The organism is Nitratireductor luteus (genome assembly GCF_026162365.1).
Classification (GTDB): domain Bacteria; phylum Pseudomonadota; class Alphaproteobacteria; order Rhizobiales; family Rhizobiaceae; genus Chelativorans; species Chelativorans luteus.
Genome location: NZ_JAOANW010000017.1, coordinates 89,892 through 105,531, shown reverse-complemented (window position 1 = coordinate 105,531; position 15,640 = coordinate 89,892). Strand labels below are relative to the sequence as shown.

The window sequence follows — 15,640 nt, the reverse complement described above, 5'->3', positions numbered from 1 at the left end:
CAACCGTGCTGGGGATGATCCACCAGGAACAACCGTCATATGGCGCGGCTTCTCTCGCCTTGCCGACCTTGTCATAGGTTTCCAAACCCCAAAGCTAAGCCCAACCCAACTTATGGGTAAGTGAAAGGCAACGTCGACGGTTACACGGCCCCACCTCCCCTTCGTCATCCCAGGGCGGAGCCGAAGGCGGAGACCCTGGGATCCATGCCGTTCCCTCTCCCCTCACGCCCGACGCTTCCGGCACCCGGCGCCCCATGCTGGAAACGGCGCCCCCTCCGTCACCGTCACGGCATGGATCCTCGGGTAGAGCCCGAGGATGACGAAGCGGAGGGGTGGCGCCCTCGTGACGACGCGGAGGGGCGGGCGCCGACGTCGCGCGGGAGGCTAGGCGCGAAAGCATGCCAAAGCGGAGGGTGGTACGAGCGAGGCAATCACGCCAGCCGCAGCGTCGACGGCTACACAAAGCCACCTCCCCCTTCGTCATCCTAGGGCGGAGCCGAAGGCGGAGACCCTGGGATCCATGCCGTTCCCTCTCCACTTACGCCCGGCGCTTCCGGCACCGGGCGCCTTATGCCGGGAGCGGCGCACGCTTCATCGCCGGCACGGCATGGATCCTCGGGTCAAGAGCCCGAGGATGACGAAGCGGAGGGGGATGGCGCGAACGCTTGCGCCGTCGAAGGCGGGCTATGGTGGCGCTGGCGGTTCCATCATGAAAGCAGCGTCCCATCCCCTTCGTCATCCCAGGGCGGAGCCGAGCGGAGCGAGGTGGTGACCCTGGGATCCATGCCGTTCCCTCTCCGACCGCGCCCGACGCTTTCGGCACCGGGCGCCTTATGCCGGGAGCGGCGCACGCTTCATCGCCGGCACGGCATGGATCCTCGGGTCAAGAGCCCGAGGATGACGAAGCGGAGGGGGATGGCGCGCGTCCCTTGGAAGTCGAGGGCAGTTGCTGACGCGGTGTCCCGCTGACGTTGCCGCCATCCTCGCCCGCCAACACAACCGCATCTCCCTTCGTCATCCTAGGGCGAAGCCGAGCGAAGCGAGGCGCAGGCCCTAGGATTCATGCCGTTCTTTCTCCGACCGCGCCCGACGCTTCCGGCACCGGGCCCCCCATGCCGGAAACGCCGCACGCCTCATTGCCGTCACGGCATGGATCCTCAGGTCAAGAGCCCGAGGATGACGAAGCGGAGGGGGTGGTGCGAACGCTTGCGCCGGCGAAGGTGGGTGATGGTGGCACTGGCGTTGGTGGCTCCTGCTGGCAAGCGCTGGCGCTGACGGTTCCGTCGCGGGAAGCAGCCCCTGATGGCCTCTCACCATCCCCAACCCCGCAACAATTCCTGCCACTCCCGGTTGGTCTTCTCGATCAACTCGATCTTCCACTGTCGCGGCCAGCGCTTCAACGACTTCTCCCGCTGGATCGCATCCCGCATGTCGAAATGTTCTTCGTACCAGACGAGCCGCTGCACGCCGTAGCGGTTGGTAAAGCGCGAGCCCATGCCTTCCTTGTGCTCGGGAATGCGGCGGCCGAGATCGTTCGTCACGCAGATATAGATCGTGCCGCGCTTTTGGCTGGCGACCATGTAGACATAGCCGGTCATCGCACTGGGGCCCTGGACGGCCCTAGCCCGCCACCTGGCCCACCCAGTTCCACCAGGCGCGCTCATCCCCGCGGAACACGTTCAGGTCGATCTTGCCGTTCACGCCCTGGCTGAGGCCGGAGCCCGAATATTGCCAGAAGACCCAGTCGCGGCCCGGATAGACCTTGGAGGGGTGCTCGGCCACGGCGCGGAGCCAGAAGGGGTGGTTGGGGAAGGCGCCCTGCAGATTGTCGCCGTAGAAATCGGGGGCGGTGTAGATGATGGGGCGCTGGCCGTAGTGCCGCTCCAGCCGGTCCATGAAGACCTGCATCTTCTCCAGAATGTCGGCGCGCGGCCAGCGGCGCTTGCAGTCGGATTGATGATTGTATTCCACGTCGATCACCGGCGGCAGCGCGCCCTTCACCTTCGGCACGTTGCGGATGAACCAGTCGGCCTGCTCGGCCGCCGTGCGGCACCAGTAGAAGAAGTGGTAGGCGCCGCGCCTGAGGCCGGCGCGCGCCGCGGCATCCCAGTTCTTGCGGAACATCGGGTCGAGATGGTCGCCGCCGTCGGTGGCCTTGATATAGGCGAAATTGGCGCCCTGCCCGCGCAGCGTCGCCCAATCGATCTCGCCCTGCCAGCGCGAGACGTCGACGCCGTGCACGGCGTGATGCTGCGGCGTGACCTTGCCGAAATTGACCGGCTTGGCGTCGCGGAACTTCTGGCTGTAGACCTTGCCGCCCGAGGGCTTTCCGGCCGGCCGCAGGGCCGGTTTCGGCGGCATGTTCAGCGCGACCTGCTCGAATGCCGGTGCGTTGACATGCTCTGTCTCGGCGAGCGCGCTCATGCCGGCCTCGGTGGCGGATGCAATGACCTCGCCGCTGCCCGCACCCGGAATCCCGACATCGGGCCGCACGATGGAGCCGGTCGTCTCGCGCGAGGGCTCGGCGATCTGCAGCGCGTCCACACTCGCCCCGCCGGAGCAACCGGCAAGGCCAAAAAAGGTGAAGAGAAGGGCATGAATGACGGGCAAACGCATGGACGACCTGTACGCAAAACGAAGCGGCTCGAAGGCGCAGCCATGCCTTTCGCCGGACAAGTCGCCAAGTTTAGCGGAAAGTCGACAATAAAGTTTGAATCAGAATGTTAACTTCTCGGCTGCGCGCCGTTCCGCGAATGGCCTGCGCGGTTGCCGCACACCGCAGCACATTTCCTTGGCCAACTGCCCCCTTCCCCGTAGCCGCCCTCCAGAAAGGAACACACGCGCCCTGTCTCCGTTTTGGCAGTGAACCCGGAAAGGAGAGAACCATGCACGATATTTCAGGCAAACGCGTCGCCATCCTTGCCACCCACGGCTTCGAGCAATCCGAGTTGGAGGTGCCTCTCAAGCAGTTGCGCCAGGCCGGGGCGGAGGTGCAGGTGGTGGCGCCGGAGACCGGCGAGATCAAGGGCTGGGACAAGAAGGACTGGGGAAATCCCGTCCCGGTCGACAAGAAGCTGGATGAGGCGCGCGCGGAAGATTACGACGCGCTGGTGCTGCCGGGCGGCCAGATCAACCCTGATCTCCTGCGTGTGGAGGAAAAGGCGCTCGATTTCGTCAAAAGTTTCTGGACGTCGAACAAGGTGGTCGGCGCAATCTGCCATGCGCCTTGGCTTCTGATAGAGACAGGCATCGTCAAGGGCCGCTGCGTCACCTCCTACAAGTCGATCAAAACCGACGTCGTCAATGCCGGCGGCAAGTGGGAGGATAGTGAGGTGGTAGTCGATGAAGGCCTCGTCACCAGCCGTAATCCGGGCGACCTCGACGCGTTCTGCGCCAAACTCACCGAAGAGATACGCGAGGGCCCGCATGAGCGCCGCGCTGCATGATGCAGCCCCCGTCCTGCCTCGCGCTCTGCACGACCTGTCGTTCGATCAGCCTTTCGGGTTTCACCCGCTGATCTGCCGGCGCGGGATGCCGTACATCAGCCGCTCAAAAGCGTCATGGCTGACATGGACCAGCGTGCGATGATCGCCGCCCTCGAAATAGACGTCGTCGCTTGTCTCGAGCCCCTGGTCCACCACGCAGGGCAGATGATAGGGCGCGCCGAAAATGGGCACCGCGCCTTCCGCACAGTCAGGGAAAAGGGCCACGGCCTCCTCTTCGCTGGCAAGCTCCACCTTCTCGCCGACGATCTCGCGCACCTTCTTCAGATCCACGTGGCGCGAGGCCGGCACCACGGCCAGCAGGTAGCCGCCGTCCCATTTCAGCACCACCCCCTTGGCGAGTGCGTTGTTCGGCACGTGGCTCACCCGCGCCGTCATCTCGGAATTGCTGGTCCTGTTGTGTTTGGCGATATCGTAGAGGACATGGCTGTCCTCCAGATATTCCTGCATTGTCATCGCGATACCCATGAGTCTCGTCCTTTTCCCGTCACATCACGGCACAAGCGCGCTGCCGATGCGCTCCGACGGGGGATCGTGGGCAAGGCGGCCTCCACCGTCCTTTGCGAAACCAGCGCCACGTCAGCCCGCTTGCTGGCCATTCAGATGCCTGAGGATACACCTGTCGCCCTTCCGCGACAAGAAAACAGCCTTCCTCCAAGGGCGATCGGGCAAGCCGATCGCCCTTTCTTGTTTTCATCCTTCAAGCGCCCCTACTTCGCGCCTTCCACCTGCTCGGCCCAGCTCTTCACCCGGTTTTCGCCGTTCAGGAAAGGCAGCACCGTCTCGGCCAGCACGGGGGCGAGGCCGATTTCGTAGTGCGTGAGGTTCGGCAGGATCGCCAACCGGTTTTGCGACATGTGCTCGCGCATCCAGCCCGCATCCTTCAGGCCGCCGCCCAGAAGCTGGTAGAACTCCACGATATGTTCGGGGCGGAACATGTCGCTGTCGCCGTAGACCAGCATGACCGGCATCTCCAGCGTCTTGACGTCCTCGGCCCAGTTGTACGGCTTGCGCATGAACGCCCCCATGGCGTCGAGCAGCGCGGGGAATTCCTCCGGGTCGGGCGCTACGGCTGCGTAGGACTGGTACATGGGCGTGTCCTTCATCATCGGCGCCATCTCGGCCGAAACGGAAGCCTGCATGGGCAGCATTTCCGGGTAGAAGCCATCCTGGGCAAAGCCGCCGGACACGACCACCAGACGGCGCACCTTTTCGGGGTGCTGGACCGCCAGGCGGAAGCCCGCGCCCCCGCCGAACGAATAGCCCATCACGTCAACCGTGCCGTAGCCCAGCCTATCGAGGATAATGGCAAGGTCGTCGCCGATGTCTTTCAGGTCGATGGGCCGGTCGCCGAGGCGCGTACGGCCGTGTCCGTGCAGATCGACGCCGATCACTTGGCGCTCGGTCGCCAGCCTTGCCAGAACCGGGCCGAACATCTCGATCTGCCCGAGCCCGCCATGGAGCAGCAGAAGCGGTTCGCCCTCGCCGCGGATCTCATAGTAGTAGTTGAGCCCGTTGGCCTCGACATGGCCGCTTTTCGAGGGGGCTTGCAGTTGAGTGGCTTGTTCCTGCATGGCGGTTTTCTCTCCGTTTTCAGCCTTGGCGGGCAATGCGAAAGCCGCAAGCGCGGATGCGGCGATGGCAAGCATTGTGGTCCTGATCATGTTTCGTCCTCCGGTGTTCGCCAACATTGCGCCAAAGGGCGCTGTAAACTGTTGAATCTGCGCATCGTGCTTTCCGAAGATCGATCCCGATTTCGGGCCGATGCTGCGGGGCTCTTGCCTCAAGAACGAAGAAAGGCCGCATCTTCCGACACGGCCTTTGTAAAAATCCACCGCGAAGTGCGGGTCAGGGACAGGGATTTCCGACTTTCTGGTGAAGATCGTCGACCGCCTCCTGCATCTCGCCGGTCCAGGCGACATCGACGGAGGCGAGCGCTTCTTCCAGCTGGGTCATCGTGGTCGCGCCGATGATGTTGGAGGTGAGGAAGGGACGTGAATTGACGAAGGCGAGCGCGAAGGATGCCGGCGTCAGGCCGAATTGCCGGGCGAGCTCGTTATAGGCCTGGATCGCCTCGCGCGCGTGGGGCTTCTCGTAGCGCTGCAGCCGGTCGAAAAGCTGCTTGCGCGAGCCTTCCGGCAGCGCTCCGTTATCGTATTTGCCGCTGAGATAGCCCTGCGCCAGCGGCGAATAGGCAAGCAGGCTGACATCCTCGCGCGTGCAGGCTTCGGCCAGATTGACCTCGAAAGTGCGGTTGACCAGATTGTACGCATTCTGGATCGACTGGACGCGGGGTCCGATGCCATTATCGGCCGCCGCGAGGTAGCGCATCAGACCCCATGTGCTTTCGTTGGAGAGGCCGAAATGGCGGATTTTGCCGGCCTTCACCAGTTCGTCGAATACGGCCAGCGTTTCGGCGATGGGCGTTTCGTCGGGCAGCGGCGGGGAAATTTCGGTAACGCGGACCGGGTTCGAGCCGAAAAGGATTTCGCGCTCGGGCCAATGGATCTGGTAGAGGTCGATATAATCGGTCTGAAGCCGCTTCAGCGATTTTTCGACAGCGTCCATGATGTCGGCGCGCACGAGCTTAGAGGGCCGGCCGCCGCGAAACCATTCATCGTTCGTGCGGCCCACCACCTTGGTGGCCAGCACGATATCGTCGCGCCGTCCGCGCTCCTTGAACCAGGTGCCGATGATGGTTTCGGTGCTACCCTGGGTCTCGGGCTTGCCGGGGATCGAATAGAGCTCGGCCGTGTCGAAGAAGTTGACGCCGCTAGCGACCGCGCGGTCCATCTGCTCGTGGCCTTCGGCTTCGGTGTTCTGCTGGCCCCAGGTCATGGTGCCGAGGCAGATTTTCGACACGGACAGGCCGGAGCGGCCAAGGCGGCGCTTTTCCATCGCATTTTCTCCATCGATTGGGATTTTGGCGCATGCGCGCCGCAGTGAGAGAACAGCAGTATAGGACAACCAGAGCGTTTCCGCCAAGGCGGAGCCGCCAACCAAATGCTGGTAATCAACTTCCTTGATGATTGCAGAAACAAATTTGTCTTGTTTCGGACACAACCATGGGTAATAGCCGAGGCTGGCGGCATGCGCGGACCGCCGCGCATCCTTTCTGGACGAACCATTTCCGCCGTTTACAGCCTGCGCATCGTGCATGCCGAAAACCGATTCGGGTCTTCGGCCGATGCGTTAAACACGAAAGCCGAAGTCATGACTGCGCTGGTCTCGGGCGCCGGTGCGCCGCCCGTCAATCCCTGGTTTGCGGAAGCACGCGCGATGCTGGCGCTGGCGTGGCCGATGATATTGACCAACCTCGCCCAGACGGCGATGACGGCCACCGACGTCATGATGATGGGGCGGCTTTCGCCTCAAGCGCTCGCGGCCGGCACGCTCGGCCACAACCTTTACTTCCTGCCGATCATTTTCGGGCTTGGGCTGATGCTCGCCACCTCGCCCATGATGGCGAGCGCACTGGGGCGCAGGCAGCGCTCGCTGCGCGATGTACGCCGCACAGTGCGCCAGGGGCTGTGGCTCGCCATCGCCGTGTGCGTGCCCATCTGGTTCTTCCTGTGGCACGGCGAAGCCATTCTGAATGCAATGGGCCAGCAGCCAGAGCTCAGCCGTATGGCGGCGGGCTATATCGGTGCGCTGCAATGGGCCGCCCTGCCCTTTTTCGGCTACATCGTGCTGCGCTCGTTCATCTCGGCGCTGGAGCGGCCAGGCTGGGCGCTGATCATCGCCTTTGTCTGCGTAGCCTTCAACGTGCTCGCGAACTGGGCGCTGATGTTCGGCCATCTGGGCTTTCCCGCGCTCGGCATCGTCGGCTCCGGTATCGCCACCACGCTTGCGAGCGCGATGATGTTCGGCGGGCTGGTGCTCGTCGTCGTCCTCGATCGCAATTTCCGCCGCTACCAGCTCTTCGGCCGCTTCTGGCGACCGGACTGGCCGCGCTTCTTCGGGCTCTTGAGGCTGGGGCTGCCGGTCGCCGGCATCCTCACTTTCGAAGTGTCGATCTTCAACGCCGCCGCCTTCCTGATGGGCCTGATCGACGCGGTTTCGCTCGCCGCCCATGCGATCGCCATCCAGATCGCGTCGATCAGCTTCATGGTGCCGATGGGGCTGAGCCAGGCGGTGACGGTGCGCGTCGGCCGTGCCTATGGCGCAATGAACGCGGAAGCGGTGACGCGCGCGGGCTGGACGGCTTTCGTCATGGGGGTGAGCTTCATGGCCTGCATGGCGCTCCTCATGCTCGCTGCGCCGCATCTGCTCATCGGAGCGTTCGTAAACCTCGCCGATCCCAAAAACGCTGCGGTGATCGCGATGGCGGTCAGCTTCCTAGCCTGCGCGGCGCTTTTCCAGATCGTCGACGGTGCGCAGGCCGTGGCCGCCGGCATGCTGCGCGGGCTGCACGACACGACCGTGCCGATGATCTATGCCGCGCTCGGCTATTGGGGCGTCGGCCTGCCGCTCAGCGTGGCGCTGGCATTTCCCTTCGGCCTCGCCGGCGTGGGCGTGTGGCTGGGGCTGTTCTCGGGGCTGGCGATCGTATCCGTGATGCTGATCGGGCGCTGGCTCAATCGCGGAAAGCTTATGTCTTTTTCGGCCTGAAGCGGCGGCGCTTAGCCTCGTCGATCAACGTGTTGGCGACCTGCATGCGGATCATGGCGCGGGCGCGCAGATGCTCCGGAACCCGGTCCGGATGGTTGCGGAAGGCGAATTCGCGGCGCAGCCGGTCAAGGTCCGTGACCGCCGCCTGACGCGCCAGGCCCAGTTCGCGGGCGATCTCGTCCGGATCGACGGAAGGCGGGACAACAGTTTCGGCCAATGGCTGCCTTGCAGCCTTTTCGGAGACATTGGCCCGATATTCGGCGGCAGCCCTTTCGTCGGTGAAATTTATCCGGCCCGAATGAAGCTCCTCGACGACCGACAGATAATCGAGGTTGATGCGGCGCGCGCCCTGTTCGGGCTCTGCGGCTTCGGCCAGAAGTTCATCGAGAAGACTTGCAAAATCACGGTTTTCGCCCGCGCTCATTCCGGCCCCCATATGCGCATGCCGCCAGCGAGCGGCATTCGTTCAACCTATCCAGCCATTCTTAACAAAGGTCTGAAAGGGCCGTTCCAATTTTAGACGAAAGGCTCTTACATGAAGGGGTAAGATGTTGTGCTGTCGGCGTCATCCGATCCAGCAGACACAAACTCCCGAAAGGGCGGAATCGATGAAATTCGCAAGACTCGCGGCGATCACCACCCTCGTTCTTGCCTCCCATCCGAGCGCTTCAGCCGAACCCGCCTATCTCGACGACCGGTCCAGCCCGGAAGCGCTGGTACGTTCGCTCTACAACGCCATCAACCGCAAGGAATATGCGCGGGCATACGCCTATTTCGGATCGCCTCCGGCCGAGACCCTCGACGCATATGCCGAAGGCTATGCGGACACGGATAATGTGGATGTGGAAACCGGGACGGCCAGCGAAGAAGGCGCGGCGGGCAGCATCTTCTACAATTTGCCGGTCGCGATCAGCGCGCGCGATACGGACGGTACGGAGAAGGTCTTCGCCGGGTGCTACAGCCTGCGGCTGGCCAATCCGCTGATCCAGACCACGCCCTTCACGCCGCTTCATATCGAGGAAGGAAAACTGACGCCGACCGATGAGCCGCTGGAGACCGCGCTTCCCGCCCAATGCGGCGACGGGCCCCCGGCCGAGACGCGCGACGCGCTGATGGAAACGGCCAGCAGGCGGTTCGCAACCCTTTATGACGGCGTGTGCCCGGCCGGCCAGAGCGAACCGGGTGCCCCTGAAAGCTATACGATCCGCTTCAACTATCCGTATGACGAAGCCGATGCCCCCAAAAGAGAGGCTCGGCTGTTCCGGTTCTTCTGTGGTCGTGGCGCCTATAACGAGAACCACGCATATTTCCTTGCCAATGAAGACAACGAGGTTCTGCCCCTGCGTTTCGCCGTGCCCGAACTCGACATCCGGTATGAGAACGACGACACAAGCGCGCCCGTCGAGGACCTTCGCATCATCGGCTATTCGGCCAGCGATCTCCTCGTCAATTCCAGCTACGATCCCGAAACGCTGACGATCACCTCCCATGCCAAATGGCGCGGTGTTGGCGACGCTTCGTCCAGCGGCACATGGCTCTTCCGCTCGGGTACGTTCCAGCTGGTGAAATATGACGTGGATGCAAGCTATGACGGCGAGATCAATCCGGAGACGATGCTGGATTATTTCAGCGGGCCGTAAACGGCGTCAGCGGAGCGAAAGCATCCAGTTGAGTGTCTCGCGCCAGTCGGTCATGCGGATGGGCGTGCCGTGCGTGCCGGTTTGGAAGCGGACCATGCGTATGGGGTAGCCGGGCACGGCGCGGCGAACCGATGTGTAGAAGGCTTCCTGCCGCTCGACGGGGAAAACGGTATCGTTGCTGCCGTGCCCGATGAAGACAGGCAGGCGGCGCTCGAAGGGTTTGGAGCCGATGAAACCTTCGTCCCACACGGAGCCCAAAAGCAGCAGACCGCCGAGGCGCGGAAGAAGCCTCTCGTCCCGCGCCAGACGCCAGCACAGTGCCCCGCCCATCGAGCCACAGGCGAGGAATACGGGCGCGCCCGGCGAAACCGATACGTAGTGGGACAGGAGTGCCGCCACCTCGGCGGTTCCCTTATCGCTGAAATCGGTAATGTCGGGCGCGAGGTAGAGCCCGCCGTTTCGCGCCATCAGGTTCTTGATACGGTTGAAATTGCCGCCGAAGGTGAAGTCGTCGACGCCCTGCCTGCGGCTGCCGCCCTGACCGTGGAGATAGACGACGATGAGGTTGGCGCGTTCGGTTCGCCCAACCGCGAAGTGGCGGATCAGGCCGCTGCCGGTTTTCAGCGCCAGATCCTGCTGCGCGCGCCGCACGCCGGTGTCGACATAGCTTCCCTTGACGCGGCGCTCCGGTACTGCGTCGCGGCCATTGATGTCGCGCATCTCGCGGTAGTCGACGACGCGGTAATCGCCACCGTCCTTTTGCGAGAGTATGCCCGGATATGCAAACAGCCGGTCCTTGAATGGGGGCAACTCGAAGGCACCGGCGCTTGCCGGGAGGGCGAAGAACAGCAGCAGGACGAGGCGGAAGATGCCGGCGGCCATCAGCCTTCGCCGCCCGCCGGGACGCCACCGGCAGCGACCAGCGCTTCGGGCGTGTCGACATCAAGGCTGGCGGCCGCTCCCACCTCCACGTCGATTATCTCGACGGGCGCGCTTTCCACGACATGGCGCGCGCCGGTGTCACCTTCCAGGCGCTCGATCTCGGGGAACAGCGCGCCCGGCAGGACCACGGGGTTGCCGCGCTTGCCGCCATGGGTGGCGCGGACGATGGCCTTGCCGCCGGAGGCGGTGAAGGCATCGACCAGCCGGTTCAGGACTTCGGTGGTAATGCCCGGCATATCGGCCAGCATGATGAGCGCGCCGGACGCCATTGGCGGCAGCGCTCGAATGCCGGCCTTCAGCGATGTCGAAAGGCCCTGGGCATAATCGGCGTTGACCGCTTTCTTGACATCGAGGCCATCGAGCGCGGAGGAAACAGCCTCAGCCTCATGGCCCAGCACGACGACGACGCCATCCGCCTTGCAGGAGACGGCACGTTCGGCGGTGCGGCGCACCAGGGGCTGGCCCGCGAAATCGGCCAGCAGCTTGTTGGTGGCGCCCATGCGTCGGGACTGGCCGGCGGCAAGCAGCACGACCCACGGGTTCGCACGAGCGGGCTTTGCGCTCTTTTCGCGCGGCTGGGGACGCGTCGGGATCTCCATCAGCAGGCCTCCCACGCCCATGCCGGCAATGTCGTCGCCGGATATGTCGAGACCGGCCAGAAGCCGGTCGAGAACCCAGTCGAAACCGTTGAGCTTGGGACTGCGCGCGCATCCCGGCGCACCGATGACCGGCTTGCCGTCGATGAAACCGAGCACCAGCAGATTGCCCGGATCGACCGGCATGCCGGTGCGCCGAACGTCGCCGCCCGACTGCCGGATGGCGGCGGGGATCACATCGTCGAAGTCGCAGACCGCCGATGCGCCGAACACCAGCACCATGTCGTTGCGGGCGACCTGAGCGGATATAGCCTCCACGAGCTTGGCGGTGTCGTGCGGAGGACGGTCTTCCTCGGTGACCCGGCTTGCGGAACGGGACAGGCGGTCAGCGGTGATGCGCGCGGTCTTGTCCAGCACGCTCTCCTTGACGTTCGGTAGAACCGTCTGGATCAGGCCCACGCGATGCGGCCTGAAAGGCTCGATGGCGAAGGGACGGGCGGCGGCGACCGCGGCCTCTATGCGCGCGATAATTCCCGCGCTTACGGCAAAGGGAATGATCTTGACCGTGGCGACCATCTGGCCGGCTTCCACCGGTGCGAGATTCGCGAGGGTGGCGACGGTGACGGCGGGGTCGACGGCGTTGATCGCGTCGATGGTGCGCTTGTCGACGGTGAAGAGGCCGGGATTCGCGGCGTGGATGTTCACCCGGCCGGTGGAGGGCGGGCGGATTTCGGCTCCCGGCGCCTCAAGAATTTCGGCGATGCGGGCGGCGGCGGCGTCTTCGTCGAGATCGCCGGGCTCCAAGGCGGCGGCGATCACCTCTTCAACGCCGGCGTCCCGCAGATCGCGGATATCGGCGGCGGTAAGGCGGTGAGCCTTGCGCAGGCGCCTGCCGCCGGCCTGCAAGGAATGGGCGAGGATGGCGCCTTCGGCCTCGCCGAGCGCTACGGGCCCAAACTTCACGCCGCTTCTCCCTTCCGCGGTTCGATCCCACGCGAACGCAGCGCGTCAATGATCTCGGCAAGAATGGCGACGGCGATCTCGGCCGGGCTGGCCGCGCCGATGGGCAGGCCGATGGGTGCGCGGATCGTATCTATGGCCGTTTGCGACAGGCTGGCAGCGGTCAGGCGTTCGATGCGTTTGGCATGGGTCTTCCGGCTGCCGAGCGCGCCGATATAGAAGCACCCAGCATCGAGCGCGCGGCGGATGGCGGGGTCGTCGATCTTCGAGTCATGGGTGAGCGCAGCCAGTGCACAATAAGGATCGAGCGGCGTCCGGGCCAGCGCATCCTCCGGCCACTCGGCATCGAGCCTCACCTCGGGAAAGCGCTCGGGCGAGGCGAAGGCGGTGCGCGGATCGACAATGTGCACGTCGAAGCCGACAAGCCGGGCCATGGGCGCCAGCACCTGGCTGATATGCACCGCGCCTATCATCACCAGGCGGGGTGGCGGAAGGTGAACGTTGAGGAAGAAGGTGCGGCCGTCGGCCACCACCGTTCCGGACTTGCCGGAACGGAAGGCTTTCGCCACCGCCTCGCCCAGCGCGCCGGCGACGGCATCGCCCTCGGCGATCACGCGGTCGCGCCCGTCGCCCAGATCGGTAAGCAGGATGGCGGCGCGGCGCTCCTTCCTCAAGGCATTCAGCTTCTTGAGAGAATAAGGATCCATGGACTTATCCCAGCCTCTCGACATAGACCTTGATGCGGCCGCCGCAGGACAGGCCCACCTCCCAGGCGGTTTCGTCGGCGACGCCGAACTCCAGCATGCGCGGCTTGCCGTCTTCCAGGACATCGGCCGCCTCGGCCACCACCGCGCCTTCCACGCAGCCGCCCGACACGGAGCCTTCGAAATGGCTGTCGGCGTCGATGATCAGATGACTGCCTACGGGGCGCGGGGCGGAACCCCAAGTCTCCACCACGGTAGCGATGGCGACGTCCCTACCCTCGCCCATCCAGCTTTCGGCGATCTGCAGCGGGTCTCGTGTCTGGATGGCGGTCATGACTTTTCCTCCGTCGATGCCCTCAATATGGGCGCTTGCCGGCGTCGTTGCCAAGGGCATCGGCTTGCGGATGGAGAAGGCGAACCCTGCGGGGTGTGCGGGACAGCGCCTCGCACAAATCCCCCAGCGCGGCGAGCGAGTGGACCGGGCGCAGTTCATCGACATGAGGCAGTATGGCGCGCACGCCGCGGGCCCGCGGCTCGAACCCGTCGAAGCGCAGGAGCGGATTGAGCCAGATCAGCCGCCGGCAGGATTTGTTGAGCCGCTCCATCTCGCGCGAAAGCGTTTCGATATTGTCGCGTTCGAGTCCATCGGTGATCAAAAGCACCACCGCGCCCTGCCCCAGCACCCGGCGCGACCAGAGCCGGTTGAATTCGTGCAGCGCCTCGCCGATGCGCGTGCCGCCCGACCAGTCGGCGACCGCGCCCGCACATTCGGCCAGCGCCTCGTCGGGATCGCGGTGCCGAAGCTGGCGCGTGAGATTGGTGAGACGGGTGCCGAACACAAAGGAATGCACGCGGCGGCGCTTTTCCGTCAGCGCATGGAGGAAATGCAGGAAAATGCGAGTGTACTGGCTCATGGAGCCGGAAATATCGGCCAGCACCACAAGCGGCGGATGGATGCGGCGCGGGGAGCGGAAACGCGGCAGGATGAGATCGCCGCCGGTGCGCAGGCTGGAGCGCATCATGGCGCGCGGATCGACGCGGACCCCGTGCGGTTGGGGCCGGAAACGCCGGGTCGTGACCAGATCGTGGGGCATGACCAGGGCCGACATCGCCTGCCTTGCGCCGGCCAGCTCGTCCGCCGTCATCTGGGCGAAGTCCTTCTGGCGCAGCACCTCCCTGGCAGACAGGGTGAAGCGGGCGTCGATCTCGATCTCCGGCTCGTCGCGGCGCGAGCGCGGATCGTCCCGCCCGTTCAACAGGGCATCGCCGGCGCGCTTTTCGGCAGCGCGCGGCTTTTCCTTCTGGCGGGTGTCGGGCGCGACGGGCGAGAACATGGCGAGCATCTTTTCGACCAGTTCGCGCGACCGCCAGAAAAGGCGGAACGCCTCGTCGAAGACCGCGTGATCCTCGTGCCGGTTGACCAGGACGGCGTGCAGCGTCCAGTAGAAGTCCTCGCGCGTGCCGATGCCGGCGGCCAGCACCGCCTCGATGGCGTCCGTAACGGAGGCCGGGCCGACGCGCAGGCCCGCCTTGCGCAGGACGCGGGCGAAATAGACGATATTGTCGGCGAGGCGGCCTTCGGGGTCGGCGGTCTGCATGTCAGAGCCTGTTTTAAAAGTCATGATGGCAGCCTGCAAATGGCGTTTTTCTGCGCTCCGGTGCTCACGTACCTAATGTACGCTCCGCTCCGGTGCTCGAAAAACACCATTTTCGACTCGCCCTGATGACTTTCAAAACAGACTCTCAGCTCCTACTCCGCCTCCGCCAGCTCCGCCTTCACTTCCTTCAGGATGCGGGCGCCCTCGCCTTCGCCGAGGCGCGCAATGTCGTCCTGGTATTTCAGGAGCACGCCGAGCGTGTCGGACACGGTCTCGGGGTCGAGCGCGATCTTGTCGAGTTCGGTCAGGGCGCTGGCCCAGTCGATCGATTCGGCGACGCCCGGCACCTTGAAGAGGTCCATTTCACGCAGGCGCTGCACGAAATGAACGATCTCGCGCGAAAGGCGCCTGTTGGCGTCCGGCACCTTGCGGGCGACGATTTCCAGCTCGCGGGCAGCGTCCGGATAATCGACCCAGTGATAAAGGCAGCGCCGCTTGAGCGCGTCGTGGATTTCGCGGGTGCGGTTGGTGGTGATGATGACGATGGGCGGCTCTTCGGCGCGGATGGTGCCGAGCTCGGGGACCGTCACCTGATAATCGGAAAGGATTTCAAGAAGGAACGCCTCGAAGGCCTCGTCCGTGCGGTCGAGCTCGTCGATCAGGAAGACGGGGGCCGCGCCCGCCGCCCCGCCAAGCGCCTCGAGTACCGGGCGGCGGATCAGGTATTTTTCGGAAAAGACGTTGCGCTCCATCATGTCGCGGTCCGCCGCGCCGGTGGCCTCGTCCATGCGGATCTCGATCATCTGGGCGGCGTAGTTCCACTCATAGACGGCGGACGAAACGTCCAGACCCTCGTAGCATTGCAGGCGGATGAGGCGGCGGCCAAGCGAAGCGGCCAGAACCTTGGCGATCTCGGTCTTGCCAACGCCCGCCTCGCCTTCAAGAAATAAAGGCCGCTTCATCTTGAGGCTGAGGAACAGCACCGTAGCGAGCGAGCGATCGGCAACGTAATCCGCCCGCCCGAGCATTTCGAGCGTCTCGTCTATGGATGCAGGCAGAGGGCGCGGCGCGATTTCGGACATTTTT

15 protein-coding genes are annotated in these 15,640 nt (G+C 64.5%); 3 read left to right on the top strand and 12 right to left on the bottom strand.

Going from position 1 to position 15,640, the window contains the following annotated elements; genetic code table 11:
* Positions 1-1,310: 1,310 nt before the first annotated feature.
* Positions 1,311-1,598, bottom strand: a complete 288-nt coding sequence (locus N1058_RS21125; RefSeq protein WP_265519578.1) for a GIY-YIG nuclease family protein — start codon at positions 1,596-1,598, stop codon at positions 1,311-1,313.
* A gap of 22 nt (positions 1,599-1,620) precedes the next feature.
* Positions 1,621-2,616, bottom strand: a complete 996-nt coding sequence (locus N1058_RS21120) for a glycoside hydrolase family 25 protein (RefSeq protein ID WP_265519577.1) — start codon at positions 2,614-2,616, stop codon at positions 1,621-1,623.
* Between the two features lie 269 nt (positions 2,617-2,885).
* On the opposite strand from N1058_RS21120, the gene N1058_RS21115 reads away from it, so the two are divergent.
* Positions 2,886-3,446, top strand: coding sequence for a type 1 glutamine amidotransferase domain-containing protein (locus N1058_RS21115; RefSeq protein WP_265519576.1), 561 nt, complete (start codon positions 2,886-2,888; stop codon positions 3,444-3,446).
* A 60-nt stretch (positions 3,447-3,506) separates the two neighbouring features.
* On the opposite strand, the gene N1058_RS21110 is transcribed toward N1058_RS21115, so the two are convergent.
* The 3 genes from N1058_RS21110 to N1058_RS21100 all read right to left on the bottom strand — a co-directional run bounded on the left by N1058_RS21110 (position 3,507) and on the right by N1058_RS21100 (position 6,401).
* Complete coding sequence (locus tag N1058_RS21110; protein WP_265519575.1) at positions 3,507-3,971, bottom strand: aminoacyl-tRNA deacylase; 465 nt, start codon at positions 3,969-3,971, stop codon at positions 3,507-3,509.
* Between the two features lie 242 nt (positions 3,972-4,213).
* Complete coding sequence (locus N1058_RS21105; RefSeq protein ID WP_265519574.1) at positions 4,214-5,167, bottom strand: alpha/beta fold hydrolase; 954 nt, start codon at positions 5,165-5,167, stop codon at positions 4,214-4,216.
* 184 nt (positions 5,168-5,351) lie between these two features.
* Positions 5,352-6,401 (bottom strand): aldo/keto reductase, encoded by a 1,050-nt coding sequence (locus tag N1058_RS21100; protein ID WP_265519573.1) that lies wholly within the window; start codon positions 6,399-6,401, stop codon positions 5,352-5,354.
* Between the two features lie 315 nt (positions 6,402-6,716).
* On the opposite strand from N1058_RS21100, the gene N1058_RS21095 reads away from it, so the two are divergent.
* Complete coding sequence (locus N1058_RS21095) at positions 6,717-8,114, top strand: MATE family efflux transporter (protein ID WP_265519586.1); 1,398 nt, start codon at positions 6,717-6,719, stop codon at positions 8,112-8,114.
* Here N1058_RS21095 and N1058_RS21090 read toward each other — a convergent pair.
* On the bottom strand, positions 8,095-8,538 hold the full coding sequence (locus tag N1058_RS21090) for a hypothetical protein (protein WP_265519572.1): 444 nt from the start codon (positions 8,536-8,538) through the stop codon (positions 8,095-8,097). The two genes, N1058_RS21095 and N1058_RS21090, sit on opposite strands and share 20 nt — an antisense overlap.
* A gap of 184 nt (positions 8,539-8,722) precedes the next feature.
* Here N1058_RS21090 and N1058_RS21085 point away from each other — a divergent pair, with 184 nt between their 5' ends.
* Complete coding sequence (locus N1058_RS21085) at positions 8,723-9,754, top strand: DUF1176 domain-containing protein (RefSeq protein ID WP_265519571.1); 1,032 nt, start codon at positions 8,723-8,725, stop codon at positions 9,752-9,754.
* A 6-nt stretch (positions 9,755-9,760) separates the two neighbouring features.
* On the opposite strand, the gene N1058_RS21080 is transcribed toward N1058_RS21085, so the two are convergent.
* From N1058_RS21080 to N1058_RS21055, 6 genes are all read right to left on the bottom strand, one after another.
* On the bottom strand, positions 9,761-10,636 hold the full coding sequence (locus N1058_RS21080; RefSeq protein ID WP_265519570.1) for an alpha/beta hydrolase family protein: 876 nt from the start codon (positions 10,634-10,636) through the stop codon (positions 9,761-9,763).
* Positions 10,636-12,255: a molybdopterin-binding/glycosyltransferase family 2 protein gene (locus N1058_RS21075; protein WP_265519569.1), complete on the bottom strand. Its 1,620-nt coding sequence runs from the start codon at positions 12,253-12,255 to the stop codon at positions 10,636-10,638. The genes N1058_RS21080 and N1058_RS21075 overlap by 1 nt, the downstream gene beginning before the upstream one ends.
* Positions 12,252-12,959, bottom strand: coding sequence for an XdhC family protein (locus N1058_RS21070; protein ID WP_265519568.1), 708 nt, complete (start codon positions 12,957-12,959; stop codon positions 12,252-12,254). The genes N1058_RS21075 and N1058_RS21070 overlap by 4 nt, the downstream gene beginning before the upstream one ends.
* A 4-nt stretch (positions 12,960-12,963) precedes the next feature.
* On the bottom strand, positions 12,964-13,290 hold the full coding sequence (locus tag N1058_RS21065; protein WP_265519567.1) for an XdhC family protein: 327 nt from the start codon (positions 13,288-13,290) through the stop codon (positions 12,964-12,966).
* Positions 13,291-13,312: 22 nt separating this feature from the next.
* Positions 13,313-14,578, bottom strand: coding sequence for a vWA domain-containing protein (locus tag N1058_RS21060; RefSeq protein WP_265519566.1), 1,266 nt, complete (start codon positions 14,576-14,578; stop codon positions 13,313-13,315).
* A gap of 128 nt (positions 14,579-14,706) precedes the next feature.
* Positions 14,707-15,636: an AAA family ATPase gene (locus tag N1058_RS21055; protein WP_265519565.1), complete on the bottom strand. Its 930-nt coding sequence runs from the start codon at positions 15,634-15,636 to the stop codon at positions 14,707-14,709.
* Positions 15,637-15,640 lie beyond the last annotated feature (4 nt).

Excerpts from the sequence above, each read along its gene's own strand:
- N1058_RS21090 (WP_265519572.1), bottom strand. The coding sequence starts at position 8,538 with ATGAGCGCGGGCGAAAACCGTGATTTTGCAAGTCTTCTCGATGAACTT.
- N1058_RS21085 (WP_265519571.1), top strand. The coding sequence starts at position 8,723 with ATGAAATTCGCAAGACTCGCGGCGATCACCACCCTCGTTCTTGCCTCC.
- N1058_RS21100 (WP_265519573.1), bottom strand. The coding sequence starts at position 6,401 with ATGGAAAAGCGCCGCCTTGGCCGCTCCGGCCTGTCCGTGTCGAAAATC.
- N1058_RS21125 (WP_265519578.1), bottom strand. The coding sequence starts at position 1,598 with ATGACCGGCTATGTCTACATGGTCGCCAGCCAAAAGCGCGGCACGATC.
- N1058_RS21060 (WP_265519566.1), bottom strand. The coding sequence starts at position 14,578 with ATGACTTTTAAAACAGGCTCTGACATGCAGACCGCCGACCCCGAAGGC.
- N1058_RS21115 (WP_265519576.1), top strand. The coding sequence starts at position 2,886 with ATGCACGATATTTCAGGCAAACGCGTCGCCATCCTTGCCACCCACGGC.
- N1058_RS21095 (WP_265519586.1), top strand. The coding sequence starts at position 6,717 with ATGACTGCGCTGGTCTCGGGCGCCGGTGCGCCGCCCGTCAATCCCTGG.
- N1058_RS21080 (WP_265519570.1), bottom strand. The coding sequence starts at position 10,636 with ATGGCCGCCGGCATCTTCCGCCTCGTCCTGCTGCTGTTCTTCGCCCTC.
- N1058_RS21105 (WP_265519574.1), bottom strand. The coding sequence starts at position 5,167 with ATGATCAGGACCACAATGCTTGCCATCGCCGCATCCGCGCTTGCGGCT.
- N1058_RS21070 (WP_265519568.1), bottom strand. The coding sequence starts at position 12,959 with ATGGATCCTTATTCTCTCAAGAAGCTGAATGCCTTGAGGAAGGAGCGC.
- N1058_RS21110 (WP_265519575.1), bottom strand. The coding sequence starts at position 3,971 with ATGGGTATCGCGATGACAATGCAGGAATATCTGGAGGACAGCCATGTC.
- N1058_RS21055 (WP_265519565.1), bottom strand. The coding sequence starts at position 15,636 with ATGTCCGAAATCGCGCCGCGCCCTCTGCCTGCATCCATAGACGAGACG.
- N1058_RS21120 (WP_265519577.1), bottom strand. The coding sequence starts at position 2,616 with ATGCGTTTGCCCGTCATTCATGCCCTTCTCTTCACCTTTTTTGGCCTT.
- N1058_RS21065 (WP_265519567.1), bottom strand. The coding sequence starts at position 13,290 with ATGACCGCCATCCAGACACGAGACCCGCTGCAGATCGCCGAAAGCTGG.